Annotated in this window: 24 protein-coding genes; 22 read left to right on the top strand and 2 right to left on the bottom strand. The window is 39.1% G+C overall.

The window, feature by feature from the left end; translation table 11 throughout:
• Window positions 1-42 precede the first annotated feature (42 nt).
• The 11 genes from EFT72_RS14825 to EFT72_RS14775 all read left to right on the top strand — a co-directional run bounded on the left by EFT72_RS14825 (window position 43) and on the right by EFT72_RS14775 (window position 11,381).
• A complete protein-coding gene (locus EFT72_RS14825) occupies window positions 43-1,941 on the top strand; it encodes a PTS sugar transporter subunit IIA (protein ID WP_124067701.1) in 1,899 nt (632 codons plus the stop codon).
• Between the two features lie 110 nt (window positions 1,942-2,051).
• Window positions 2,052-2,378 (top strand): PTS lactose/cellobiose transporter subunit IIA, encoded by a 327-nt coding sequence (locus EFT72_RS14820; protein WP_124067700.1) that lies wholly within the window; start codon window positions 2,052-2,054, stop codon window positions 2,376-2,378.
• An 11-nt stretch (window positions 2,379-2,389) separates the two neighbouring features.
• Window positions 2,390-2,698 (top strand): PTS sugar transporter subunit IIB, encoded by a 309-nt coding sequence (locus tag EFT72_RS14815; protein WP_124067699.1) that lies wholly within the window; start codon window positions 2,390-2,392, stop codon window positions 2,696-2,698.
• 23 nt (window positions 2,699-2,721) lie between these two features.
• Window positions 2,722-4,002, top strand: a complete 1,281-nt coding sequence (locus EFT72_RS14810; RefSeq protein ID WP_124067698.1) for a PTS transporter subunit EIIC — start codon at window positions 2,722-2,724, stop codon at window positions 4,000-4,002.
• Between the two features lie 37 nt (window positions 4,003-4,039).
• Window positions 4,040-6,253 (top strand): glycoside hydrolase family 2 TIM barrel-domain containing protein, encoded by a 2,214-nt coding sequence (locus tag EFT72_RS14805; RefSeq protein WP_124067697.1) that lies wholly within the window; start codon window positions 4,040-4,042, stop codon window positions 6,251-6,253.
• A gap of 199 nt (window positions 6,254-6,452) precedes the next feature.
• Entirely contained in the window at window positions 6,453-6,668 is a 216-nt protein-coding gene (locus EFT72_RS14800) for a FeoA family protein (RefSeq protein ID WP_124067696.1), read from the top strand.
• A gap of 16 nt (window positions 6,669-6,684) precedes the next feature.
• Window positions 6,685-6,906 carry a ferrous iron transport protein A gene (locus tag EFT72_RS14795; RefSeq protein WP_124067695.1) on the top strand — a complete coding sequence of 74 codons (222 nt, stop codon included), beginning with the start codon at window positions 6,685-6,687 and terminating at the stop codon, window positions 6,904-6,906.
• A 64-nt stretch (window positions 6,907-6,970) separates the two neighbouring features.
• Window positions 6,971-9,154 carry a ferrous iron transport protein B gene (feoB, locus tag EFT72_RS14790; protein ID WP_124067694.1) on the top strand — a complete coding sequence of 728 codons (2,184 nt, stop codon included), beginning with the start codon at window positions 6,971-6,973 and terminating at the stop codon, window positions 9,152-9,154.
• Between the two features lie 57 nt (window positions 9,155-9,211).
• On the top strand, window positions 9,212-9,349 hold the full coding sequence (locus tag EFT72_RS14785) for a FeoB-associated Cys-rich membrane protein (RefSeq protein WP_124067693.1): 138 nt from the start codon (window positions 9,212-9,214) through the stop codon (window positions 9,347-9,349).
• Window positions 9,350-9,381: 32 nt separating this feature from the next.
• The gene (locus EFT72_RS14780) at window positions 9,382-9,876 is read left to right on the top strand and encodes a transcriptional repressor (RefSeq protein ID WP_124067692.1); all 495 of its coding nucleotides are present in this window, start codon (window positions 9,382-9,384) and stop codon (window positions 9,874-9,876) included.
• A 95-nt stretch (window positions 9,877-9,971) separates the two neighbouring features.
• Window positions 9,972-11,381 carry a L,D-transpeptidase family protein gene (locus tag EFT72_RS14775; RefSeq protein WP_124067691.1) on the top strand — a complete coding sequence of 470 codons (1,410 nt, stop codon included), beginning with the start codon at window positions 9,972-9,974 and terminating at the stop codon, window positions 11,379-11,381.
• 71 nt (window positions 11,382-11,452) lie between these two features.
• On the opposite strand, the gene EFT72_RS14770 is transcribed toward EFT72_RS14775, so the two are convergent.
• Window positions 11,453-11,950 carry a hypothetical protein gene (locus tag EFT72_RS14770; RefSeq protein ID WP_124067690.1) on the bottom strand — a complete coding sequence of 166 codons (498 nt, stop codon included), beginning with the start codon at window positions 11,948-11,950 and terminating at the stop codon, window positions 11,453-11,455.
• 190 nt (window positions 11,951-12,140) lie between these two features.
• Between EFT72_RS14770 and EFT72_RS14765 the strand changes: the two genes are divergently transcribed.
• From EFT72_RS14765 to EFT72_RS14755, 3 genes are all read left to right on the top strand, one after another.
• Window positions 12,141-13,895, top strand: a complete 1,755-nt coding sequence (locus tag EFT72_RS14765; RefSeq protein WP_124067689.1) for a L,D-transpeptidase family protein — start codon at window positions 12,141-12,143, stop codon at window positions 13,893-13,895.
• Between the two features lie 37 nt (window positions 13,896-13,932).
• The gene (locus tag EFT72_RS14760; protein ID WP_124067688.1) at window positions 13,933-14,205 is read left to right on the top strand and encodes a GNAT family acetyltransferase; all 273 of its coding nucleotides are present in this window, start codon (window positions 13,933-13,935) and stop codon (window positions 14,203-14,205) included.
• Between the two features lie 93 nt (window positions 14,206-14,298).
• Window positions 14,299-15,987 carry a HAMP domain-containing methyl-accepting chemotaxis protein gene (locus EFT72_RS14755; protein ID WP_124067687.1) on the top strand — a complete coding sequence of 563 codons (1,689 nt, stop codon included), beginning with the start codon at window positions 14,299-14,301 and terminating at the stop codon, window positions 15,985-15,987.
• A gap of 89 nt (window positions 15,988-16,076) precedes the next feature.
• Here EFT72_RS14755 and EFT72_RS14750 read toward each other — a convergent pair whose 3' ends face one another.
• The gene (locus EFT72_RS14750) at window positions 16,077-17,687 is read right to left on the bottom strand and encodes a methyl-accepting chemotaxis protein (protein WP_164473171.1); all 1,611 of its coding nucleotides are present in this window, start codon (window positions 17,685-17,687) and stop codon (window positions 16,077-16,079) included.
• 413 nt (window positions 17,688-18,100) lie between these two features.
• Between EFT72_RS14750 and EFT72_RS14745 the strand changes: the two genes are divergently transcribed.
• The 8 genes from EFT72_RS14745 to EFT72_RS14710 all read left to right on the top strand — a co-directional run bounded on the left by EFT72_RS14745 (window position 18,101) and on the right by EFT72_RS14710 (window position 26,671).
• Window positions 18,101-19,774 (top strand): glutamine--tRNA ligase/YqeY domain fusion protein, encoded by a 1,674-nt coding sequence (locus tag EFT72_RS14745; RefSeq protein ID WP_124067685.1) that lies wholly within the window; start codon window positions 18,101-18,103, stop codon window positions 19,772-19,774.
• Window positions 19,775-19,878: 104 nt separating this feature from the next.
• Entirely contained in the window at window positions 19,879-21,330 is a 1,452-nt protein-coding gene (locus tag EFT72_RS14740) for a PLP-dependent aminotransferase family protein (RefSeq protein ID WP_124067684.1), read from the top strand.
• Complete coding sequence (locus EFT72_RS14735) at window positions 21,317-22,189, top strand: hypothetical protein (protein ID WP_124067683.1); 873 nt, start codon at window positions 21,317-21,319, stop codon at window positions 22,187-22,189. Before EFT72_RS14740 ends, EFT72_RS14735 begins: the two co-directional genes overlap by 14 nt.
• Window positions 22,186-23,160 carry an AraC family transcriptional regulator gene (locus tag EFT72_RS14730; RefSeq protein ID WP_124067682.1) on the top strand — a complete coding sequence of 325 codons (975 nt, stop codon included), beginning with the start codon at window positions 22,186-22,188 and terminating at the stop codon, window positions 23,158-23,160. Before EFT72_RS14735 ends, EFT72_RS14730 begins: the two co-directional genes overlap by 4 nt.
• A gap of 121 nt (window positions 23,161-23,281) precedes the next feature.
• The gene (locus EFT72_RS14725; protein WP_124067681.1) at window positions 23,282-23,515 is read left to right on the top strand and encodes a hypothetical protein; all 234 of its coding nucleotides are present in this window, start codon (window positions 23,282-23,284) and stop codon (window positions 23,513-23,515) included.
• Window positions 23,516-23,629: 114 nt separating this feature from the next.
• Complete coding sequence (gene rhaB / locus EFT72_RS14720; RefSeq protein WP_124067680.1) at window positions 23,630-25,102, top strand: rhamnulokinase; 1,473 nt, start codon at window positions 23,630-23,632, stop codon at window positions 25,100-25,102.
• Window positions 25,083-25,397 (top strand): L-rhamnose mutarotase, encoded by a 315-nt coding sequence (gene rhaM, locus EFT72_RS14715; protein ID WP_124067679.1) that lies wholly within the window; start codon window positions 25,083-25,085, stop codon window positions 25,395-25,397. The genes rhaB and rhaM overlap by 20 nt, the downstream gene beginning before the upstream one ends.
• 23 nt (window positions 25,398-25,420) lie before the next feature.
• On the top strand, window positions 25,421-26,671 hold the full coding sequence (locus tag EFT72_RS14710) for an L-rhamnose isomerase (protein WP_124067678.1): 1,251 nt from the start codon (window positions 25,421-25,423) through the stop codon (window positions 26,669-26,671).
• The last annotated feature ends 6 nt before the right edge of the window (window positions 26,672-26,677 follow it).

The following is a 26,677-nucleotide window of genomic DNA, read 5'->3' as shown; positions in this document are numbered from 1 at the left end:
TGATTTGAAATTATATACTGATTTAGAAAGGAGGGCATTTCAGTGGTAGATAAATATAATATATTGCAGGAATTTTCTTCTGGTACTTACATAACGGCAGAAACACTGGCGGATCGTTTTAAAGTAAGTACAAAAACGATTCGTATGCGAATTAAGGAAATCAATGAGACCGCAGCCCATTATGGTTTCTCAATCGAATCGAAACCACGATATGGGTATCTGTTATCGTTAAAAGAAAACCATAGAATCGACGATTTTTTTAAAAACAGACCGTACATCAGTATTCCAGAAACAGTGGCAGACAGAATAAACTATCTTCTGGCTTATTTGTTGAACTATAATGGATATATAAAATTGGATGATTTAAGCAGTTTTTTATTTGTGTCCAGGCCAACCATGCAGAATACAATAAAAGAGGTAGAAAGCATTCTGGAACAATATAAACTGAAAATAGAGCGAAAGCCTAATTATGGTATTCGGATAGTTGGAGAAGAATTTGATTGCAGGAGATGTATAGGCGACTATTTTGTTAAAAGAAATAAACTGGATATCATAAATGATAAATATAAAGACGATAAAATGAAATGTATTGCAGATATCGTCATTCCTTTGCTTCAGAAATACGACATCTATATTTCTGAAACAGCATTGGAAACCTTTCTTGAGCAGATATATGTAGCTCTGTTCCGAATAAAAAGAGGCAAATATGTTTCATTAAAGAGGAATGATATCAATAATTTTGCAGTTAAGGAGTGGGAATTTGCCAGTGAGCTGATGGAGGTTTTAGCAAAGCTTGAAAATCTGGAATGCTTGGAAGCAGAAATCGTTTATATTGAAATCTATTTAAAGGGAAAGAGAATGATTGGAAAGGTTTCCTGTGATGAGACCAATTTTGTAATTAAAGAAGAAATTGATAATCTTACGATGCAGATGCTGGAGTCGGTTCATAGTCAGTTTAAAATGGATTTCAGAGTTAATTTCGAAATTCGTATGATGCTTAACCAGCATATGGTGCCATTGGATATCAGAATTAAATATGATATCCAGTCTAAAAATCCGCTGCTTGATGAAATTAAAAGTAAATACATCATGGCTTATACGATCGCAGCCCATGCATCCACAGTTCTTACCGAGCATTACAGAAAAAAGATATCAGAAAGTGAAATCGGTTATCTGGCTTTGATTTTTGCACTTGCAATTGAGCAGAATGTAAAGATCCAGAAAACCAATATATTAATTGTCTGCAGTTCCGGGAAAGGAAGTTCCAGACTGCTTGCTTATAAATATAAAAAAGAATTTGGAGAATATCTCAATGAAATTTATGTTTGTGATTTAACAGAATTAAAATTATTTGATTTCTCGAAAGTATCGTTTGTATTGACCACGGTTTCCATTGTTGTCTATGTGCCTAAGACGGTTTTAGAAGTTGGGCTATTTTTAGGAGACACGGACAAGGTAGCTGTCCGGGAGTTATTTAAGACAGGGGAGAAAAAATACCTTTTTAAATATTATAAAGAAGAAGCGTTTTTTGTTGATATAAATGGGAACAATAAGGAGGAAATCCTAAAAGAATTATGTAACAAGATCGAAAAGCAGAGGAAGCTTCCGGAGGGTTTTTATGATGCAGTCTTAAAACGCGAGGGGCTGGCTCAGACTGATTTTGGAAATTTTATTGCCATGCCTCACCCCTATAGGACAATGACGGAAGAAACACTAGTATATATTGCAATCTTAAAAAAACCTGTTTTATGGACCAAATATGAAGTACAGGTAATTTTTCTCATATCGGTTGGTACGAAAGAAGATTCTAATTTAAATAAATTTTATGAAGATACCACAAAATTAATCCTGAAAGCAGAAGCAGTAAAATACTTGATAAAAAATCCTGAATATAAAGTCTTGATTGATTTATTAAGTCAAAGAGAATACCACACTGAATAGATTTCCATATTCAATGTGGTATATTTATGGCTGGTAATCAGTCCGCTTCAGAATTATAATTCACATGAAAAGGAAAACAACGAAACTTGTTTTAGGAGGTATCATTATTAATGGGACAGTTTAATCAAGAAGATGTTATTATGAATCTGGTTGTTAACGGAGGTGACGGCAGAGGAAAGGCATTAAAGGCAATCGATGCTGCAAAGGATAATCAGATGAATCTTGCAGATCAGCTTTTAAAAGAAAGCAATGTAGCATTGTTAAAAGCTCATCAGTTTCAGACTGAGTTAATCCAGGAAAATATAGGTGAAGATGGAGAAAAACCTGATCTTTTAATGGTTCATGGTCAGGATCATTTGATGACAGCGATGTTGGCTTATGATATAGCAGTAAAAATGGTAGAAATGTATCGTATTTTTTATTCTAAAAACAATTAGGAGGTTACTATATGATTTACATTACATTAATTTGTGCAGGCGGACTTTCAACAAGTATGATGGTAAATAAAATGAAGGAATCAGCGAAAAAGAAAAAAATTGAGGTTGAAATTAAAGCAATGGCATCATCAGCATTTGCATCTTATAAAAATCCTACTGATGTACTTTTGCTGGGACCTCAGATCAACTATCTTTATGATGAGATCGTACGTGAGTATGGGGAAAAAGGAATTAAAATCAGTGTGATTGATATGATGGATTACGGCATGATGAACGGGGAAAAAGTTTTGGAAACTGCACTTCAGTTATTGGATAAATAGGAATAATACAGAGGAGAAGAGTTATGGAAAATTTAAAAAATAAAATTACAGCCTTTTTTCGCCGTATCAATCCGGTAATTAATAAAATTGGAGAAAACAAATATTTACAGACGATTTCCACAACTATGATGGCAACACTTGGTCCGATTATGGTTGGCTCGGTAGCTGTACTCTTGTTGGCCTTTCCCGTTCCAGCAGTAAAGGAATTTCTGCTAAAAACCGGAATGACACCTATTTTAGCAATCGTAAATTCTGTTACAATCGGTGCTCTGGCTCTTTATGTTACGGTATTAATTGCCAGAAACTTAGTAAACAGAATGCTGCCGGATGAAGATGGTTCTATGGCTGGTGCGCTGTCTTTGATGTGTTTTCTGATTATAACACCTTTAGGCAAAACTGCAGATGGGATAGGAGCGATTCCTACCACCTGGTTAGGGGCTCAAGGCGTTTTTACAGCTATGATAGTGGGGCTTTTGGTAGGAAGAATATTTGTGTTTTTCCGCCAGAAAAATTGGACCATTAAAATGCCTGACAGCGTTCCCCCTATGGTAACCAAGACATTTGACTCTTTACTTCCATGCTTTGCGGTAGGGGTTTTGTTTGTTTTGATAAACCGGGTTTTTGCTGCAACACCATTTAGTTCTCTGCACCAGTGTATTTATTCTATTATACAGAAACCGATACAGGGAATTGGAAGTACACTGCCTGCAACCATATTAACCAGCTTTCTGATGCAGATTCTCTGGTTCTTTGGTATTCATGGAACGAATATTGTGAGTCCTATCGTGACACCGTTTCGTCTGGCACTTGATACAGAAAATATGACAGCACTTGCAGCAGGACTGCCTCTTCCAAACATTGTTGGAAACGGATTTTTTAGTATTGTCTGCTGGGGAGGTTCTGCATTAGGACTGGTCTTTTGGATGCTTCGGTCCAAAAGCAAGCAGTACAGACAGTTGGGTAAAGTTGCATTCATTCCGGCATTATTCGGAATCACTGAACCTGTAATATTTGGAACACCGCTTGTATTTAATTTTGATTTTTTAATTCCATTTGTTACAAATAACTCCATTAACATTTGTATTGCTTATTTTCTTACAAAAATTGGTATCGTGGCACGCTGTTCAGGAGTTCAGCCTATTTTCGGGCTGCCTCTGGGATTTCACGCCATGGTGGGAGGCAAATTCTCTATTATTCTATTACAGTTATTTTTACAGCTTATTGTTTCCCCGATTCTCTGGTACCCATGGTTTAAACGTGCAGAGAAAAAAGCACTTTTGAGGGAGCAGCAAGAAGAGGCTTAATCGTTTTACAGAATTTAACGAATCAGGAGGTGGGCTTATGCCACGAATTATTCTGCCAATCAATCAGGACTGGTTTTTTGAAAAGTATAAAACGATTCCAGAGTCGTTCTCCATGCAGGGAGAGCCAGTTTGTCTGCCGCATACCTGGAATGACGACACAAATCATGACTATCAAAGGGGAGTATATGCTTATACAAAGGATCTTGTGCTGGACAGGCGGCTTAAAAGAAATCAGCTTTATCTTGAATTTCTGGGAGCCAATATCGTTTGTACCGTATATTTGAATCAGGAATTGATAGGAACCCATAGAGGCGGTTATTCTACTTTTCGATTCGATATTACCAACCATTTCCGTTGGGATGAAAAAAATCTTCTTACCGTATTGGTGGATAACCGTCAGACGGAAGATGTATCTCCTCTCATGGGAGACTTCACTATGTTTGGCGGCTTATACAGAGAGGTAAATGTGATTGCAGTACCAAAGTTCCATTTTGACCTGCTTCATTATGGTTCACCCGGAATTAAGCTTTTGACAGAAATGAATGGAGAGACAGAAGGGGTTCTTACTCTGGAAGCATTTGTAAAGGAAAAAGAAGACGGAACAATAACCTACTCTCTTTTTGATCCAAATGAAAATCTGGTATTGAAAAAAACGGTACCGGTGACAGATAAATGGAATCGGTTTACCATATCAAATCCCGTGCTGTGGAATGGTATGAAAAATCCAGCTCTGTATCGCCTGCAGGCGGTATTGTCTGCAGACGGACAGGATTATGATAACATAGAGCTGACCTGCGGGTTCCGTTATTTTAAACTGACTGCGGATGGAGGAATGTATTTAAATGGGGAGCACACCCGTCTTCATGGAGTTGGAATTCACCAGGACAGGGAAGGCTTTGGAAACGCAGTTGAGAGAAAAGATCGAGAGGAAGATTTTACACTGATCCGCGAAATGGGAGCAGATATGATCCGGCTTACCCACTATCCTCATGCACCTTATATTTACGATATGTGTGACAGAGATGGTTTTGTAGTCTGGAGTGAGATTCCAATGCTGAGTCTGACAGATAACAAACAGCTGTTTGAAAATGCATGTCAGCAATTAACGGAGCTAATACTTCAAAACTGTCATCATCCATCGGTTTTTTTCTGGGGGATACAAAATGAAATTGCCATGTTTGGCGAAAATTCATATATGTATGAATCTGTGGGGAAACTGAACGTGCTTGCCAGGGAATTAGATGGAACCAGGCTGACCGCCTGTGCAAATTTAAAAAATGTGGAACCGGAAAGTAAGATGAACCGAATTACTGATATAGTGGGATACAATTTATACTATGGATGGTACTATGGAGAAATACAGGATTACCAGGATTTTTTTGATAAATTTAAGAAAGAAAATCCTGATGTCTGTCTTGGTATTTCCGAATATGGAGTGGATTGTAATCTCAGTTTTCACAGTAATGTACCGAAACGAAAAGATTATTCAGAAGAGTATCAATGTCTTTTCCATGAGAAAGCATATGGGATTTTTGAAAGTAATCCATGGCTGTGGGGAAGCGTAATCTGGAATATGTTTGATTTTGGCAGTGCAATCCGGGATGAAGGAGGCACAAAAGGAAAGAATGCCAAAGGGCTGGTAAGCTATGACCGGACTATAAAAAAGGACGCTTTTTATTATTATAAGGCATGCTGGAGCAGTGAACCTTTTGTCCATGTGGCAGGAAGGCGATATGACAGGCGTTGTCAGGAAACTGTTGATATAAAAATATATTCCAATCAACCAAGGGTTTGTCTGTATGTAAATGGAAGCCCTGTTGGGGAATTAACAGGAGATCGTATCTTTATATTCGAAGGAATCAGGCTTTTAGATGGAGAAAACCAGTTCGAAGCAGTTTCTGGAGGACTTCATGATCAAATGATTCTGAAAAAGGTTCAGGAACCGGTGAAGGAATTTACCTATATTGATCCAAATCCTGGCTTTAATGTGAAAAACTGGTTTCTTGACGAAAGTGAAGAGGTATCTCCGGATCTGTACTATTCTCTATGGGATACAGTTGGAGATTTAAAGGCGAATCCCGATACTTGGAAGATCTTAAAAGACGATCTGCCCAGGCTCTGGGAGGACCCCACATTTGAAAAGAGGGTCCATTATGATTTGTTTAAGCTGATTAACCGGAGAAGCAGTGCGTTTGACGAGACGAAAGTAAAAGAAGTAAATAAGAAACTGATGAATATCAAAAAGGCATAGGAATGTTCACGAGGGGATACGCCACAACAGGTGCATTCCCTCGTGAATTTTTAGTCTATTTCGAAAGATATAACAGAGATGATTTCTTTTATTATCTAAAAAAATCAACAAAAAAACTTGACAATTGGCTTGAGTTAGAATATACTAACTTGTGAGAAATGGGAATGATTATCATTAATAAAATGAAAGAAGATGACGAATGATGCCATTGACTATGGTGAGAACAGGCGAACCCAATGTGATACGTAAGATTGGTGGAAAAGAAGAGACAAGGCGATTTTTAGAAAATCTTGGATTTGTTACTGGAGGTACAGTAACAGTTGTTACCGAGATGGGTGGGAACATGATTGTTAACGTAAAAGATTCTAGAGTTGCTATCGGGAAAGATATGGCCAATAAAATCTTGGTGGGATAAAAAGGAGACGAAAGCGATGACATTAAAAGAAATTCCATGTGGAAAAACAGTTAAAGTAGTAAAAATGAATGGGGAAGGCCCAGTGAAAAGACGGATCATGGATATGGGGATTACGAAGGGAATTAATATCTTTGTTCGAAAAGTCGCTCCTTTTGGAGATCCGATTGAAGTTACGGTACGAGGGTATGAGTTATCCTTACGTAAGGCGGATGCAGAAATGATTGAAGTCACTGAGTAAAATTTATCCATGAGTTAGTATAGACTAATACAAAACAATCCTTACATGTAGAAAGAGGTAGAGTATGTCAATTAAAATTGCATTAGCAGGAAATCCAAACTGTGGAAAAACAACGCTATTTAATGCGCTTACGGGATCAAATCAGTTTGTGGGGAATTGGCCCGGAGTTACGGTTGAAAAAAAAGAAGGCAAATTAAAAGGTCACAAAGATGTGATAATTATGGACCTTCCGGGAATTTATTCCCTTTCTCCTTATACACTGGAAGAAGTGGTCGCCAGAAATTATCTCATCGGGGAACGCCCAGATGCTATTCTTAATATCGTTGATGGGACGAACATTGAACGAAACCTTTATCTATCCACTCAGCTTATGGAACTAGGAATTCCAGTGATCATGGCTGTCAATATGATGGACATCATAGAAAAAAACGGGGATCAGATACATATTAGCAAACTAAGTCAGAAACTTGGTTGTGAAGTGGTTGAGATATCCGCTTTAAAAGGAACTGGAATCCAAAAGGCAGCAGAAAAAGCTGTGGGTGTTGCAAATCGTAAGGACAGAAAGACACTTGTTCATAAATTTGCACCTGAGGTGGAATCGGTTTTAGATTCCATTGAAGAAAAGCTTGGCAGTGACATTCCCGAAGAGCAGAGACGTTTCTTTGCAATTAAGCTGTTAGAAAAGGATGAAAAGATCCAGATTCGGATGAAGGCTGTACCGGATGTGACGGAAGAGATCACCAGAATTGAGCAGGAGATGGATGATGATACAGAGAGTATCATTACAAATGAACGATATATTTATATTTCTTCCATCATTGATGAGTGCTTTACAAGAAGCAATAAAAATAAGCTCACGATATCCGATAAAATTGATCATATCGTCACCAATCAGTTCCTGGCACTGCCCATCTTTGCAGCAGTGATGTTTCTTGTTTATTATGTTTCCGTAACGACAGTTGGGACCTGGGCAACAGATTGGGCCAATGATGGAGTATTTGGGGATGGATTTACTTTCTTTGGACTTGACATTCCTGGCGTACCAGTTGTGTTAGGAGGACTGCTGCAGGCGGTAGGCTGTGCAGATTGGCTTCAGGGCTTAATTCTTGATGGAATTGTAGCTGGAGTTGGTGCAGTATTAGGCTTTGTACCTCAGATGCTGGTTCTGTTTTTTTTCCTTGCTTTCTTAGAAAGCTGCGGATATATGGCAAGAGTTGCGTTTATCATGGATCGTATTTTCCGAAAATTTGGTCTTTCCGGAAAATCCTTTATTCCAATGTTAATTGGAAGCGGATGTGGAGTTCCTGGAATCATGGCTTCAAGAACCATCGAAAACGACAGAGATCGTAAAATGACAATTATGACGACAACATTTATTCCTTGCAGTGCAAAGCTTCCAATCATTGCTTTGATTGCGGGCGCTTTGTTTGGCGGAGAATCCTGGGTAGCACCGAGTGCTTATTTTATAGGAATTGCAGCCATTATTTGTTCTGGAATTATATTAAAGAAGACCAAGATGTTCTCTGGTGATCCGGCACCTTTTGTTATGGAACTTCCGGCCTATCATATGCCAACGGTCAGCAATGTATTAAGAAGTATGTGGGAACGAGGCTGGTCCTTTATTAAGAAAGCAGGAACCATTATTTTATTATCTACCATCGTTGTGTGGTTCGCCTCCTATTTCGGCTGGATAGATGGTCAATTTCGGATGTTAGATCAAATGGAACTAGATCATAGTATTTTAGCTGCAGTGGGAAGTGCAATCAGCTGGATTTTCATTCCTCTTGGATGGGGGGATTGGAAATCTACCGTTGCTGCGATCACTGGTTTGGTGGCAAAAGAAAACGTTGTTGGAACCTTTGGTATTCTCTACGGCTTTGCGGAAGTTGCAGAAGACGGTTCCGAGATCTGGGGGAATTTTGCTGGAAGTATGACAGCAGTTGCTGCCTATTCCTTCCTTGTGTTTAATCTCCTCTGTGCTCCGTGTTTTGCAGCGATGGCAGCGATTAAACGAGAGATGAATAATACTAGATGGTTCTGGTTTGCGGTAGGGTATCAGACCTTGCTTGCCTATGTTGTTGCTCTGTGTGTTTATCAGATTGGAACTTTAATGACAGAAGGAACGTTTGGAATCTTAACCGTTGTCGCTTTTTTACTGGTGGCTGGTTTTATATACTTAATGATGAAACCTGGGCAGAAAAAGACGGTATCTTGTCTGGACCATAGACGTGCAGCAGGTGCCAAATAAGAAACTAAAATAAGTCAGGGCCTGTATGAGGATGCAGGCTCATCTGAAAGGAGGAGTATGGGAACCTTAGTTGTATTTATCGTAGTTACTGGAGTGGCAGCTATGGCAGTCAGAAGTTTAGTAAAAGCAAAAAAAAGCGGAAAATCCATTCAATGCGGTGGGGAATGCTCCCATTGTGGAGGCCACTGTCATTGAGAATAGTGGGTTAGATATAGGGAGGTGGGAATATGAAGAATCAAAGCAATGTTTTGGAAAACAGAAAAACCTCTAACTCTAGAAGCTATCATCGATCAAAAATGCAAAAAGAAATCATCATTGATAAACTAAAAGAGAAAGGCTGCAGGATTACGAGACAACGGCAGACTTTACTGGATATCATACTAGAACACGATTGTTCTAGCTGTAAAGAAATATATTATAAAGCATCTAGATTGGATGACAGTATTGGTGCGGCTACGGTTTATCGTATGGTAAATGTACTGGAAGAAATCGGTGCCATCAGCCGGAAAAACATGTATAAGATTGCCTTTTCAGAGTCTTGCTCTATGGAAGATGCATGTACTGTGGTTTTAGATGACGAAACTACGTATCATTTATCAGCGAAAAAGTGGAATTTAGTTGTAAAGGCCGGACTTTCAGCCTTAGGATATTTAGAGGATCAGAAAATTGCCTCCATTACAGTAAAACCCTGTGAATGCGAAAATGCCAGTTGTTTGAGTTAAATGTCCCACTTCCACTTGTCATTCTTTAAAAATCGTGCTAACCTATGGTATGGTGGAAATTAAATCCACAATATTAGGAAAAGGATTTGAAGTAGATGAACAAGAAACGAAATCACGTACGAATAATGGGATTAAGCGTTTTGCTGGCAGTGGTTTTTATGCTGTCAGGTACGAAGGTTGCACTGGCTGATCAAGCTTCTAAGTTTGTACCCGGTACCAGAGTAAATGGAGTATTAGTTGGTGGTATGACCGTGGAAGAGGCAAAGATACAGATTGAGGGTTTTTATGGAAGAGAATACAATCTTACTTTAAAAGAGAGAGAAGATAAAACCGAGGTGATCAAAGGGACAGAGATTGATTATCAGGTGAAAATCACGGACGGGCTTGAACAAATTCTTACACAACAGAATGCTTCTGGGCGTTTAGCAGGTCCGGACGAAGATAACAGTCATACATTAAAAAGCACGGTAATTTATAACAAAGAAAAGTTGAATCATATCTTACTTGCGTTAAACTGTCTCGACAACAATCAGACGATACCCACCACCAATGCCCAGATTTCTTCTTGGAAAGAGGGAGAACCGTTTCGTATTATTCCAGAGGCATATGGCAATAGCGTAAATAAAGATAAATTAAAAGGTGCCATTGAGGCGGCTCTTAACCAAGAATTTACACATATTAGTCTGGAAGATACGGGCAGCTATGATGTGGTCACGGTTTCCTCAGATGATACTGGTTTGATTGCCCATTGTAATGCTTTAAATAAGATCAAAGATCTTAATATCACCTATCGGTTTGGAGATCAGTCAGAGGAATTAAAGGGAGAGACAATTGCCTCCTGGATTGATGGAATGGAAGACAATCAGGTTCGTGTAAAGCTAGATTTAGCAGGAGCGTATATCAAGGAACTGGCAGATCGTCATGATACGTATGGAAGACCTCGGATCTTTCGTTCTACAGATGGACGAGAACTGCCTTTAAACGGTGCCTACGGCTGGCAGATGGATCAGGCGGCAGAGACCCAGGCTTTGATTGCTATGATACGTACAGGACAAAGTCAGGAAAGAACACCCCAATATCGTTTGGCAGCGTCAGATAGAAACACAGATTGGGGCAATACATACATTGAGGTAGATATGGCGGCTCAGCATGTTTACATGTATCAGAATGGGGTAATGACATGGGATTCCCCTTGTGTGACTGGAAATATGGCGAAGAATCATACCACACCGGAAGGGATTTACACCCTTAACTACAAACAGACCGACCGGATTCTGCGAGGAGTGAAGCAGCCGGATGGAACCTATGAATATGAAAGTCATGTGAATTATTGGATGCCATTTAACGGTGGAATTGGTTTTCATGATGCAAACTGGAGAAGTAAGTTTGGTGGAACGATATATAAAAAAAGTGGCAGCCATGGCTGTATCAATCTGCCACCACAAAAAGCAAAAGGCTTATTTTCTCTTGTTTCTCCAGGAATTCCTGTGATTTGTCATTATTAAGAATTAAAAAAGCTGTTTTTCACTGCTGAGCGAGTGGAAAACAGCTTTTTTGTAGAAAAATGAATCGAACCTTATGGAGTACAAAATACAATGACTTTTATTGGAATTGTAACGACCGGGACAACATCATTTCCGGATGGGTAGATGACGAAAAGGTAATGATTTTCAGGGGCTTCGAAAGAAATCTGCCCATTGGACAGTAGAATTAGAGTGTTTCCATCTTCAGGGATCTCCAGCTGTAAGGTTTGTGATGTGTTTTGTAAATATTCATTAAAATAATCCAATTCTACAAGCGTACCTATGTTATGTTCTGCTAGGACTACGGCTGTATATTGAGGGGGATAAATCAGTGGAACCGGAATCGTGGAGTCGTATAGAGCTACAATTGCATTGCCGGTTTTAAAAGTATGTTGATTTACAACATAGGTCTGAGGAGTGACCAAAAAATTTATCTGCTCTAGCTTGGGGGTATTGATAGAAATAAGAACGGTGCAGCTCTGATTCGCAGGAGATTCATTGAAAGCAGTAATTGAACTGACAATTCCATATACAGGTATGTATTGTGCCATGACAAATCTCTTTCGCATTGATTTCATTCTATTTTATGAGATCGGGTGGTTTATTATGAAAATACTATTTCAGCGATTTTGGAATCGTAATAAAAACGTCAAAAAAAATACTGGAAAACTTTAGACATAATTTGACTTTCTCAGGTATAATATAGTGAAACATAAAGGCTAGTAAAGAGGTAGGAAATAAATGGATAAACAAAAACCCCGTAGTAGAAAGAAAAGATCGTTTGGCGTAAAGAGTTTGGCAATAATCGGGGGGAGTACATTATTCGGAGTAGTACTGATCGCTTCGCTGATCTATTTTCAGATTGGAAGACAATACAAGTATGTTTTTTTCCCAAACACGATGATCAATGGAATCGATGCCTCCAAAATGTCGGTAGAAGAGGTGAAGAATCAGATTGCTTCAGGAATTGCAGATTATAAACTTACGCTCATTGAGCGTGAAGGAAGAACTGAAGAAATTAAGGGCAGTGACATCCGTCTGGAGTCTGTGTTTGACGGAAGTTTGGAAAAGCTGCTGGCAGAACAGAAGCCAATTGAATGGGCAAAACAAAGAAAAGTGAGCAGAGAGCTTGACCTTGATACTATGATCCAATACGATGAGAATCAGCTGAACCAAGCAATATCTAGGTTAATTTGTCTCTCAGAGAAACAGGTTATAAAACCGGAAGATGCCACGATATCGGAATATAAGCCAGGGGAAGGATATCATATTATTCCCGCGAAAGAAGGCAACCAGGTAGATCCGGAAATGTTAAAAGCTCAGATTATAGATTCCGTATTGAAATTAAAACCAGAGTTATCTCTAGAAGAGGAAGAGATCTATGAAAAACCTAGTATTCCCACTCAGGATCCTGGTTTAATCAGTCAAGTTCAAACCCGAAACAAATACGCAAATGTTATGATTACATACACGTTTGGGAACGCAAAGAATATTATAGATGGCAATACAATATCCCATTGGATCGATGTAGGAGCAGATGGGAACGTATTTATTAACAGCTCAAAGGTAACTGCATATGTAAAGGAATTGGCATCAAAATATGATACATTCACCAGCGCGAAGCGTTTGAAAACCTCATCTGGAGAGACTGTGAAGGTCAAAGGCGGAAGCTATGGCTGGAAGATCAATCAGAGTGCAGAGGCAGATGAACTAGCTGAGATTATCCGATCGGGGAAAAGCCAGGTGAGAGAACCAGTCTATCAACAGACGGCGGCAAGCAGGGGGGCAGTGGATTATGGAGATACTTACGTTGAGATTAATTTAACAGCCCAGCATTTATATTTTTACAAGAATGGCAGATTGTTAATCGACTCTGATTTTGTATCAGGGAATGAGTCGAAAGGTTGGTCAACTCCGGTTGGGGTTTACTCTCTGACATATAAGCAAAAGGATGCGACTTTAAAAGGTGAAAATTACAGTACACCGGTATCTTACTGGATGCCATTTAATGGGAATGTTGGTATGCATGATGCGACATGGCGCAAGGCATTTGGAGGATCTATTTATAAAGCAGGGGGATCTCATGGATGCATCAACTTACCACCAGGTGTGGCAAAAACAATTTTTCAAAACATTACAGCAAAAATCCCTGTCCTTTGTTATAATCTGCCAGGAACAGAGTCAAAAAAGACTTCTACGCCATCAGGAAAGCCAATAGAGCCGACAGAGGCACCAACTCAGGCGCCAACGCAGCCAACATCATCCCAGCCAACATCAACCCAGGTCTCTCAGGAGACGAAAACAAATCCACCGCAGGCATCTGATAGAGAGGAGACAACTGCAAGCACCAGAGAGTCTGTGGAAGAGACGACTAGAGAGCTTCCCACGAAGGAAGTATCACAATCAGATATTTTTTTTGATGAGAAGAAAAAAGAGATTGGTCCGGGAGCTTATAAAGGATACAGAAAAAAAGAAATTGGTCCGGGAGCAGACTAGAGTGTTATAAAGTAGATTCAGGAATGAGGAGATTTAGTTGATAGAGAAAGAGACATTTGTACCAATACAGTTTTTTGAAAAAGAAAGTTATACTGGGAGTATGAAAGGGCTGCGTTACCGAGTGGCAAGAAAGGAAAAACAATTTGAAGTTGCTGTCTATCCGGGACCTTATTGTTACGAAAAAACCGCAGAAGAACTAAAACGAAAAGAAATGTTTCCATTCACAGAGGAGGGGTTGTCTCTAGTTATAGACTGGATCAATGGTCAGTTTGTACAGAATAAGGAGAATTGCGGAGGTTCTGTAAGATAATAGCACAAAATTCGACAGATTTTTTATAAAAGTATTATTAATAGAGGGTTTCCGTTCGATATTAATAATGAAAATAAAAAACTGGAGGTTACTATGAACAAAATTAGTAAACTTGTAAGAGATGTAAAGCTTAAGAATCTGTTGATTTTTTGCTTTGGAATTGAACTGATTCTGTTTTTGGGATTGGGTGTCTTTAGCATCAGCAACATACAGACTATGGCTACTAATACAAGAGTTCTATATGATATGCCCCATACAAACCTTGTGGGTTTTTGGGAAGTAAAGAGTAAAATTGCACAGACTGGTGATGGAATGAGAGACTGGGTCTTATACGGAGAGCCGATGTCCGAAGAACAGAAAGCCAACTTAACCGGAGCACTTGAAAAGCTGAATGAGATTGAGAACAATAAGGTCGACAAAGGATCGAAAACCAGCGATACCTTTCTTGATATACTTGATACCGTAGACGCTTGGGGAAAGAAAGGGAATGAACTGGTAACCGCTCTTGATTCTGGTCAGAAAGTCTCCAAAGAGAAAGCAAAAGAGTACCGGGAATTAGAACAGTCTTCCATTGCAAAAATTGATGCGGTTATTACCGCTGCATCGAACAATGCACATGGTTTTAGGGATGGTGCCATAAAAAGGTCTCAAATAGCAATGTTAATTACGGTGGTGTTTTTTGCAATTGCCTTACTTCTTACCGTATTGTTCTTAGTCGTGTTACTCCAGATCATCATGAAACCTTTGAAATTATTACTGGATGCAGCTAGGAGTATTGAGACGGGTAATCTTGACAAAGAGATAGATTTTGATGCCAAGAATGAATTTGGAACGTTGGCAAGCTGCTTCCGTCAGATGCAGAGTTATTTAAAGAGTGTTATTTATGACGTGACCAATAATTTAAATCGTATGGAAAGCGGAGACTTCAGAATCCAAACAGATGTGGAATATTTAGGAGCGTTTGAAACCATACATAGATCGATCCAAGCGATTTCTGATCGTCTTGGAGATACATTATTAAAAATCAACCAATCTGCAGAACAGGTTAACAACAGTTCATCCCATGTTTCTGCCGGAGCACAGCAGTTGAGTCAGGGAACCGTGGAACAGGCAAGTTCCATTGAGCAGCTGGCTGCAGCCATTGGTGAAGTTACGTCTCAGATCCAGCAAAACTCTGAGAATTCAGATGCCGCAAGCAATCAGGCACAAGAGACCTCAAAGGAACTGGAGGCAGGTAAAAATAATATGAATTCTATGCTTCGTGCGATGAACGAAATTAATAATTCCTCAGGTGAGATCGGTAAGATCATTAAGACAATCGAGGATATCGCATTCCAGACGAATATATTGGCATTAAATGCAGCCGTAGAAGCGGCTCGTGCAGGAGAAGCAGGAAAAGGGTTTGCTGTTGTTGCGGATGAAGTTCGCAACCTAGCAGGAAAAAGTTCCGAAGCATCTCAGAATACGACCGAGTTGATTGAAAATTCTTTAAAATCAGTAAAAGAGGGAACAGACATTGCCAATGAGACGGCAAGATCTTTGAATCTGATCGCAGAGTCCTCTGAAAAATCGGCAGATTTATTAAAGAAGATTTCCGAAGCATCTCAGAACCAGGCAATATCAGTCAATCAGATCAGTTCTGGTATTGACCAAATCTCCTCTGTGGTACAATCCAGTGCGGCTACAGCAGAAGAAAGTGCTGCTTCTAGTGAAGAACTTTCAAGTCAGGCGCAGATATTAAAAGAACTTGTTTCTGATTTTCAGTTCAGCCATGAATTATAAGGAATGATACATGAGCGTGTTACCTATGCGGATTCTTCGGAATCCGCATTTTTTGATATTCAGACACATGAAAGGAGCGTTCAACAAATCTAAATTTTAAATTCTAATATTAATTGATGCAGTTCATCTGCCAATCTGGATAGTACATCACTAGAACATGCGATTTCTTCCAATGCTTCTGATTCGTTTTCAATGGAACACTTAACTTCTTCGGAACTCTTTGAATTTTCAACCGCAATCTCGGATAAATGATCCAATATGGTTAACATCGTATTTTTCATTTGATACATTTCTTCCCCTGTGTGATTTAGCTGATCCATAGCATCTAGGGATTTTTCCATGACATCTTTTATGTATAGAAAGTTTGAGCGGCTGTTAGCTACGCTTTGGGTCTGTTCTGTGGTAATCGTTTTAATTCTGCTTATGGTGCTTGCCGCATTTTTGGCGTTGGATTGTAATTCAGAAACAATATCTTCAATCTCCTTGGAGGAATCAGCGGATAGTGCAGCTAGATTTTTGATTTCGGAAGCCACAACTCGGAATCCTTCTCCTGCTACACCGGCACGAGACGCTTCTATAGAAGCATTCAAAGCTAAGAGGTTCGTCTGCATCGCGATGGAAGAGATCAGTTTACTTGCATTGCTTATTTTTTCTGTACTTTCATTTGTTTTTATAACCAAATCAGAAATTGTTACATTCGCATCGTTGCTTTCTTCTGTTATCTTATACAGATTTTCCATTTCCGCAGACCCATTGTCAATGACTTCTGTTACATCACGAATGGAAGTATTGATATGAGTGGCAGAATCTAAATTTAGATCGATTACATCGCTTAACAGCGTCAATTGTCCAGTTCCTTTTCTGGTACTGTCCGTTTGCAAAATGGAACTTTTGGAGATACCCTGGATCTTATTGGAGACTTCTTCTACGGTTCTTGCTGATTCATTAGAAGCAGCGGTTAACTGGAGGGCTGTTTCAGCAACTTGTTGAGAGGAAGCATTGATTTTTCCGATGATAGTTTTAAAATTATTTCGAATGCCATCCAAAGAATTTGCTAGTATACCAAACTCATCTTTTTTTCGCAGTTCCTTTTTGGAAAATGAATTTGTTAAATTAAATTCAGCCAGCATTTTGGAATAGTCGGCTGCACACTGAATGGAATGGGCGATCTTACCAGAAAGAAAGTATCCAGATAGAAATATAATTGCGGTAAAAACAGCCATTATCTGATAACATAAATTCTTAAGATTGTTAAGCTGATGATAGATGGTTTCGGCATCAAAGTCCACACCGATAAAACCAACAACTTTATCCTGCTTATTTTTTATGGGATAATATGAACTGATGTAAATCCCCCATCCTTCCACAACATTTAATTTATGGTCCGTATAGGCGGTTCCATTCCATGCCTGTTCGTAGGCAAAATTGGATTTTTCCGTATCACCAATATGGGAAAACTCATCTTCTGCAGAACCATCTACTACATACATGAAGTTTCCATCCTCTGTTTTTTTCATAGTAAAAATATGCTTAGCTCCGCTTAATTCTCTCATTTTTATTAAATCATTTCTTTGCTCCGTATAATAAGTGGTGTTTTCATCGTTTTTGGAAGTTAGTTTCGTAAACTGTTCCAAATCCACATATTTACTAGATTGCAAAACTGTCCGGTAGGCTTCGTCGGCTGCTTTTTGGGTTATCATGTGATAGCTCTGCATATATAATAAGTAGGTTAGTGCAGAAGCAATTGTTATGACTAAAATTAGAAAAAATACGGTGATTTTTACTCTGATATTTCTACGAAATGAATATGTTGACCGTTTGAAAATTTTCACCATTAATACCCCCATTATCTTATATTTTGATTCAAGTATATTCCAAAAAGCATTGCAAAGCAAGTTTGTTTTTGCTAGAAAATTGTAAAAATATACATATAAATGTAAAAGATTATGGGAGATTATGGTAACAGTTAACAAAAGATAGAGAAAAATCTAACGTTCCTTGTCATTGGAATTCCATGACACTGTACCAGAAAGAGGGAAGACCCCCCTTTTCGAAAGATAGGATCTGTGATATGATAGTTTATTATTGGAATGACTGACATGGAGGAAGAGAGATGGAAGAAAACAAAGATGAAGTGGTTTCTAAAAATTTTATTGAACAGGAGATAGACAAGGATCTTTTAGAAGGCGTTTATGATCATGTGCAAACCAGATTTCCACCGGAACCAAACGGCTATCTGCATATCGGACATGCTAAATCAATTCTTCTTAATTATGGTCTGGCTAAGAAGTATGGTGGAAAGTTCAACCTCCGTTTTGATGATACAAATCCGACAAAAGAGAAAACCGAATTCGTGGAATCCATTATGGAAGATGTTAAATGGCTGGGTGCAGATTTTGAAGATCGTCTTTTCTATGCGTCCAATTATTTTAAAAAGATGTACGAATGTGCCGTATACTTAATAAAAAAAGGGAATGCATATGTCTGTGATTTAACTGCAGAAGAGATTCGTTCCTATCGGGGAGATTTTAAAAAACCAGGGAAAGAAAGTCCTTATAGAAACCGAAGCGTGGAAGAAAATTTAAAGTTATTTGAAGAGATGAGAGAAGGAAAATATAAAGACGGGGAAAAGGTGCTCCGCGCCAAGATTGATATGGCATCTCCGAACATTAACATGCGTGATCCGGTTATATATCGTGTGGCACGTATGAATCATCACAATACGGGGGATGCATGGTGCATTTATCCGATGTATGATTTTGCCCATCCCATTGAAGATGCGATTGAACAGATCACCCATTCCATCTGTACTCTGGAATTTGAAGATCACAGACCACTGTATGACTGGGTGGTAAAAGAATGTGGATTTGAAAATCCTCCTCGTCAGATTGAATTTGCAAAACTCTATCTTACCAATGTGATAACCGGTAAGCGTTATATTAAAAAGTTGGTAGAGGATCAGATTGTAGACGGCTGGGATGATCCAAGACTGGTATCCATAGCAGCTTTAAGAAGAAGAGGTTATACTCCTGAATCCCTTCGTATGTTTGTAGATCTGGTTGGCGTATCAAAAGCGAACAGTTCTGTGGATTATGCGATGTTAGAATACTGCATCCGGGAAGATTTAAAGTTAAAAAGACCGAGAATGATGGCGATTTTGGACCCAATCAAACTGGTGATTGATAATTATCCAGAAGGTACAGTGGAATCTCTTACTGTATCCAACAACATGGAAAATCCAGAACTTTTAGAGAGAAAAGTACCGTTTGGGAGAGAACTCTACATTGAACGGGAAGATTTTATGGAAGAACCTGTTCGAAAGTATTTCCGCCTGTTCCCAGGCAACGAAGTCCGCTTAATGAACGCTTATTTTGTAACCTGTACCAGTTGTGAAAAAGATTCTGACGGCAATGTTACGGTTGTTCACTGTACTTATGATCCAGAAACTAAGAGTGGTTTAGGGTTTACTGGTAGAAAAGTAAAAGGTACCATTCACTGGGTGAATGCAGACACGGCAAAAAAAGCAGAATGTCGACTTTATGAGAATATTGTAGATGAAGAAAAAGGAAAATTAAACGAGGATGGAAGCTTAAATGTAAACCCCAATTCCTTAACTGTATTAAAGGATTGTTTTGTGGAACCGGGATTTGTAGAGGCGAAGGCCTATGACAGCTTCCAGTTTGTAAGAAACGGTTATTTTTGTATAGATAGCAAAGACAGTTCTCCAGAACATTTGGTATTTAACAGAATCGTATCGTTAAAGAGTTCCTTTAAGATAAACAAATAAATAAAACATCAATGACAGGCAGCTAGGCCAGTCAAGAGAAAATGCTGCATGTGAGAAAGGAAAACGTGCGGCATTTTTTCCAATATGGCAACAGGAGGTATGCGATGGAACTGATCATTCCCTTAATAAATCAGCCCCAGTTTCCCTATTACAGTCAGATTTATGAATACATTAAGGCGGAGATTAAAAAAGGTAATATAAAACCTGGAATGCGTCTTCCCTCAACCAGGCAGTTGGCAGAACATTTAAAAGTGAGCAGAAGTACCACTCAGATGGCCTATGAACAGCTGATGTCAGAAGGATATATTGAGTCCATTCCTTGTAAGGGATATTATGTTTTAAAGATAGATCGTTTGATTCAGCCAGAACGAAAAAATACGGAAAAAAGCCATTTTCTTATCACACCGTCCTATCCGATTAAGTGTGGTAAGACGGATTGGTGTGTGGATTTCTCACCGAGAGGAATTGATCTGGGTACCTTTCCTTTTAATACGTGGAGAAAGATTTCTAAATATACGCTGATCGATGACAACAGAGAAATGTTTGTGCCTGGAGACCCTCAGGGGGAAGCAGGGTTTCGGGAAACCATACGAAACTACCTTCATACCGCCAGAGGTGTCAATTGTCAAGCAGAACAAATCATTGTAGGAGCGGGAAGTGAATATCTTTTGATGCTTTTATCCCAGATCCTTGGGGATAAACGGATGATTGCAATGGAAAATCCTACTTACAAACAGGCATACCGTGTCTTTGATAGTCTCAAATATAAAGTGATTCCCGTGGCCATGGACCGGTATGGAATGAATGCAGAGCTACTTGAGGAAAGTGGAGCAGACACGGCCTATGTTATGCCTTCCCACCAATATCCAACAGGGATTGTCATGCCCGTAAAACGGAGACAGGAACTTCTTTCCTGGGCGTATCGGAAAGAAGATAGGTATCTGATTGAAGATGACTATGACAGTGAATTTCGCTACAAGGGACAACCAATTCCTGCGCTTCAGGGTATGGATGAGAGAGGAAGAGTTATCTACTCTGGAACCTTTTCAAAATCCATAGCTCCTGCCATTCGGGTCAGTTATCTGGTACTCCCCAAAGGATTGTATGAACAATATCAAAAAAAAGTTAGCTTTTATGCTTCTACTGTTTCAAGAATCGATCAAAACATTCTATATCAGTTTATGGCGGAGGGACATTACGAACGACATTTAAACCGAATGAGGGCTGTTTACAAAGCGAAACATGCAGTACTCACAGCAGGACTTAAATCATTTGAAGGTACTTTTAAAATACAAGGGGAACATGCAGGGCTTCATCTTCTTCTTACTGACCGGTGGCAAAGGACAGAAACAAAACTCATAAAAGAAGCGGAGAAATTAAAGGTCAAAGTATATGGTCTTTCTGACTGTTTTATTCATGAGGAACCGAATATGTATCCGTCCACGGTTATTCTCGGCTTTGCTAAACTTACAGAAGAAGAGATTATAAAAGGTTTAAAACTTCTAAGAGAAGCATGGGTTTTACAGGATAAGGAGGAGTCTGGTGAAAAGAAATGAAAAACAAGGCTGGAAGAATGGGAACTTACAGACATTGATTTCATTGAGTTTGACTGTGATTTTGCTATTCGGATTGAGCAATGCAGGATTTTTTGGCGGTGAGAAAAAGACGAGGCTAGATGTTAGTACAACCAGCGAAACGGAAAATGTGAATACCCTGTTCCATGCGATAAAGGATAACATCCCTTTTACGGCGACAGACAAAGAGGGACTCCTAAAGCTCACCGGTCAGTTTATGGAGGGGGATTTAGAGGGAGCAGCCAGAGTACTTTATGGATATGAAGTTCCATTTGACGTGTATCCTTTTTTCTTTGATGGGAATACCATAAAAACGAAATTGGGAACGGGAAAAGGTCTGGTGTTCTTAAAATCCTCAATCTGTTATTATGGAGAAATGGTGGACGGAAAGCCCCATGGAAAGGGAACACTTCTATCTGTGCTTAAGCTGAAAGAGGGAAAACGATATGATTATTCTTACGGAATGTTTCAAAACGGACAGATGAACGGAGAGGGAGAATGTGGATATCGTTATTATGATGAGATGGAACAAGAGATGGCTGTTAAAACGGCGAAAAAAGGAATGTTTCAAAAGGATCTGATGCAGGGAGAGATCGTATATACCAGTACCAATGCATCTGGAGATACGGCTCAATGGCAGTTTCAGGTGAAAGACGGAGTGATTGTGCCTGACGATCGTTGGATACAGGATCTGGAAGAAGACGGTTCTCTGGTTTATAAATTACCGGCAAAAGAAGACAAAGAACATGTCTATTTGCTTACGGAACGTGGGATAAAAGAAAGCCGGTGGAAAAACTTGATTGTTTTTGACAATTTTAATAAAGGGGGAATCGACCCGTGAACCAGGATATGATTGATCGTCTTTCCATCATAACAGAGGAAGAAAAAGAGATCATAAATGGACGGTCGGGAATTGACAAAAGACGGTATACCGAAGGAAGGGATATGGTGATTGATAGCAAAAAGATGCTGGAGCACAAAACCTTGATTCGGATTCGGCCTCATACTCGTTTTGTACATTTCCCAAGGCATAAACATAATTATATTGAAGTAATCTATATGCTAAAAGGCGAGACGACGCATTATATTGATGAAGAAAAAGTGGTTTTAAAAGCAGGAGAATTACTTTTTTTAAACCAGCATGCGACGCAGGAGATACTACCTGCAAAGGAAGAAGATCTGGCAGTTAATTTTATTATACTTCCAGAATTCTTTGATACCACATTTGAGATGATGGGAGAAGAGGAAAATCTATTAAGAGATTTTTTAGTGGGATGCCTCTGCTATGATTCCCGTTATGCAAGTTATCTTCATTTTCGGGTAGCAGATGTTTTACCGGTTCAGAACCTGATAGAAAACATGGTTTGGACGCTTCTTTATGATCAACCCAATAAAAGAAGCATCAATCAAATCACTATGGGGCTTTTGTTTTTGCAGCTCATGCATTATACAGATAAAATCAGCCATACCATAGAAAGTTATGATCAAAAACTAGTATTCCAAGTATTAAAGTTTATTGATGAAAACTATAAGGATGGAGAATTAACAGAGTTGGCAAAACAGTTAAACTATCAGATATACTGGCTGAGCCGTACGATTAAACGATTAACCGGACATACTTATAAAGAACTTCTTCAGATCAAACGTCTCAATCAGGCATCGTTTCTTCTATTGAATACAAGACTTAGTATCATGGATATTTCCACTGCAGTTGGATATGATAATACCAGTTATTTTTATCGTATTTTCCGAAACTATTATCGTATGTCTCCAAAAGAATACCGGGAAAAAAATCTTATTTCTCACACATAAGAAGCGTTAAGTAACAATTAAAAAACGGATAAATAAATGGAAATGAGTTATAAAGAAACGGATTCTTGCATATAATTGGTTATATATGGTTGCAAAATAAAATGGTAAGGAGAGGGGAAATATGCCTAGAGGAGTAAGAAAATCACCGTTAGAAAAATTAGAAGAAGAATTACGTCAGGTACAGGATTCGATAAGAGAGAATAAGGAAAGCCTAACTTCCTTAGAAGAAAAAGAAAAAACTATTGTGGATAAAATAAAGATGGAACAGTTTAAGGAAGTATCAACGATATTGGACGAGCATGAGATGTCAATTATGGATTTAAAAGATCTGCTGATTTCTTCTACAGAAAATTAAAACAAACTTAAAAACTAAATGCAAATAAGGACGTAGTTTTCTGTAAACAACGTCCTTATTTTTTTTGATAAAATCCGATATGATAAAAGAAGCAAACAGAGGAGAGTGGTATGAATGGAACGTTATTATCTGGCAGTTGATATAGGAGCCTCCAGTGGACGTCATATTCTTGGTACGGTGAAGGATCACAAGATCGTACTGGAAGAGATCTATCGCTTTGAAAATGGATTAAAGCGTAAAAACAAACAGATATGTTGGGATGTTGAGTCATTATGTCGTGAGATCAAAGAGGGGATGAAGCAATGTAAGAAGTTGGGAAAAATTCCTGTTAGTATGGGAATTGATACCTGGGCAGTTGATTTTGTTCTTCTTGATGAGAAGGAACAGATTCTTTTGGATGCCGTGGGATATCGGGATGAAAGAACTAAAGGAATGGATGAAAAAGTGTATGAAATTATTTCACAGGAAGCTCTTTATGAGAGAACTGGAATTCAAAAACAGATCTTTAATACCATCTACCAGCTTATGGCAGTGAAGGAATCCAATCTGGATTCGTTAAAAAGAGCAGACTCTTTGTTGATGATTCCCGATTATTTTAACTATCGCTTAACGGGAGTTAAAAAACAGGAATACACAAATGCTACGACAACGCAACTGGTAAGTCCCCAAACGGGAGACTGGGATTATGAACTAATTAAAGCACTTGGTTTTCCTGAAAAACTATTTAAACCTTTATCCATGCCTGGAACCTTAGTAGGGGGACTATCAGAGGAAATACAAGAGGAAGTGGGCTTTAACTGTAAGGTGATTCTTCCAGCCACTCATGATACTGCGTCCGCAGTGATGGCAATTCCATTTTATTCCAAACAAGAAGATTTAAAGGACAATCCTCTCTATATCAGTTCCGGAACCTGGTCTTTACTTGGAACAGAACGACCAAAGGCAGATTGTTCTCTGAAAAGCAGGAAGGCGAACTTTACCAATGAGGGTGGATATGAACATAGAGTTCGGTATTTAAAAAACATTATGGGATTGTGGATGATCCAGTCGGTCAAAGCAGAATTTCATAAAAATGGAGCCGATTATTCTTTTTCTCAGCTTTGTGAGATGGCTTCTATGGAGACAATTCCATCTTTGGTTGATTGCAATCACAGTATGTTTCTGGCACCAGAGAGTATGATTTTGGCGATACAGGACTATTGCAAAATTGAGAATCAGGAGATTCCCCAAACGGCAGGAGAGATTGCAGCTGTTATTTATAACAGTCTCGCTGTGTGTTACAAAGAAGCGGTGGAGGAGTTAGAATCCATCACCGGTGAAACTTATCCGGTCATTCATGTGGTGGGAGGAGGTTCTCATGCTTCCTATCTGAATCAGTTAACGGCTGAATTCACGAAAAAAACAGTGTATGCAGGACCTGGAGAAGCAACGGCCATTGGTAATCTGTTGGCTCAAATGATAGAAGCTGGAGAGTATGACGGATTAAAGGCGGCAAGAGAAGCTGTTTTGCATTCCTTTGCTATCATGAAATACGTTCCGATTACACAAATACAAGGAGGGGAATTCAATGATCCGAAAATCGTTTAAAATGTATTTAAACAAGGGGAAAGCCGAAGAATATGTGAAACGGCACAATAAACTTTGGCCGGAAATGAAAGAAAAGATTCATGAGTACGGAGGAGGAAACTATTCTATTTTTTTAGACGAAGAGACCAATGTTCTTTATGGATATATAGAAATAGAAGAGGAAGAACGCTGGGCTTGTTTCAGTGATACGACCATTAATCGAAAATGGTGGGATTACATGGCGGATATTATGGAGACAAATTCGGATAATAGCCCAGTATCAGATGACTTAAAACCAGTATTTCATTTCGATTAAACCATAACAGGAGGAATAACCATATGTCAATCAAAGAAAAATATGAAGCAGCAAAAGAAGCGTATGCATCCATTGGGGTGGATACTGAAAAAGCAATGGAAACGTTAAAGAACATACCTATTTCCATGCACTGTTGGCAGGGGGATGACGTGACAGGATTTGATGGTGCAGGTGCATTATCTGGAGGAATTCAGACGACAGGAAATTATCCTGGACGGGCCACGAATCCGGAAGAACTGATGGCGGATATGGATCAGGTGCTTCGTCTGATTCCAGGAAAGCATCGAATTAATCTGCATGCTAGTTATGCCATCTTTGCCGATGGAGAATGGGCAGACAGAGATGAACTGAAACCAGAACAGTTTAAACAATGGGTTACCTTTGCAAAAGAAAGGGGACTGGGAATTGACTTTAATCCTACTTTGTTTTCCCATCCGAAAGCGGAACAGGCTACGTTATCTAGTGAGGATGATGAGATCCGTGGGTTTTGGATCCGTCATGTAAAAGCATGCATCCGAATCTCTGAATATTTTGCAAAGGAGCTTGGAACTCCTTGTACGATGAATATATGGATTCCGGACGGAATGAAGGATATTCCCGCAGACCGGACTTCACCCAGAGCGCGGTTAAAGGACTCTCTGGATCAGATTTTTTCTATGGAATATGATAAGTCCAAGGTATATGCAGCGGTTGAATCTAAAGTATTTGGAATTGGGATGGAGAGTTATACCGTAGGTTCCCATGAATTTTATATGAATTATGCTTCGAAAAATGGGATTCTGTGTCTATTAGACAGTGGACATTATCACCCCACAGAAGTAGTATCCGATAAGATTTCTTCCATGCTATTATTTTTTGATAAAGTAGCGTTACATGTTACCCGCCCCGTTCGTTGGGATAGTGATCACGTGGTGTTATTTGATGATGAGACAAAAGAGATTGCCAAAGAAATTGTGCGTGGTGGGGCAGACAGAGTTCTTTTGGCTCTGGACTTTTTTGATGCCAGTATTAACCGGTTAAGTGCCTGGGTCGTGGGAATGCGCAATATGCAAAAAGCATTGCTTTACGCTCTGCTTCTTCCAAATGATAAACTAGCATCCTTACAGGAAACTCGTAATTTTACAGAGCTTATGGTACTCCAAGAGGAAATCAAACTGTATCCATTGGGAGATGTGTGGAATTATTTTTGCGAGTTAAATGAAGTGCCTGCAAAAGAAGACTGGTTTCAGGAGATCCTTTCTTATGAAAAAGAAGTGCTGATAAACCGTAAATAGAGGAGA

It is taken from the genome of Clostridium sp. E02 (assembly GCF_003833015.1).
Lineage (GTDB): Bacteria > Bacillota > Clostridia > Lachnospirales > Lachnospiraceae > Lacrimispora.
The sequence above is the reverse complement of the archived record's forward strand: the minus strand, read 5'-3'. Positions and strand labels throughout refer to the sequence as shown.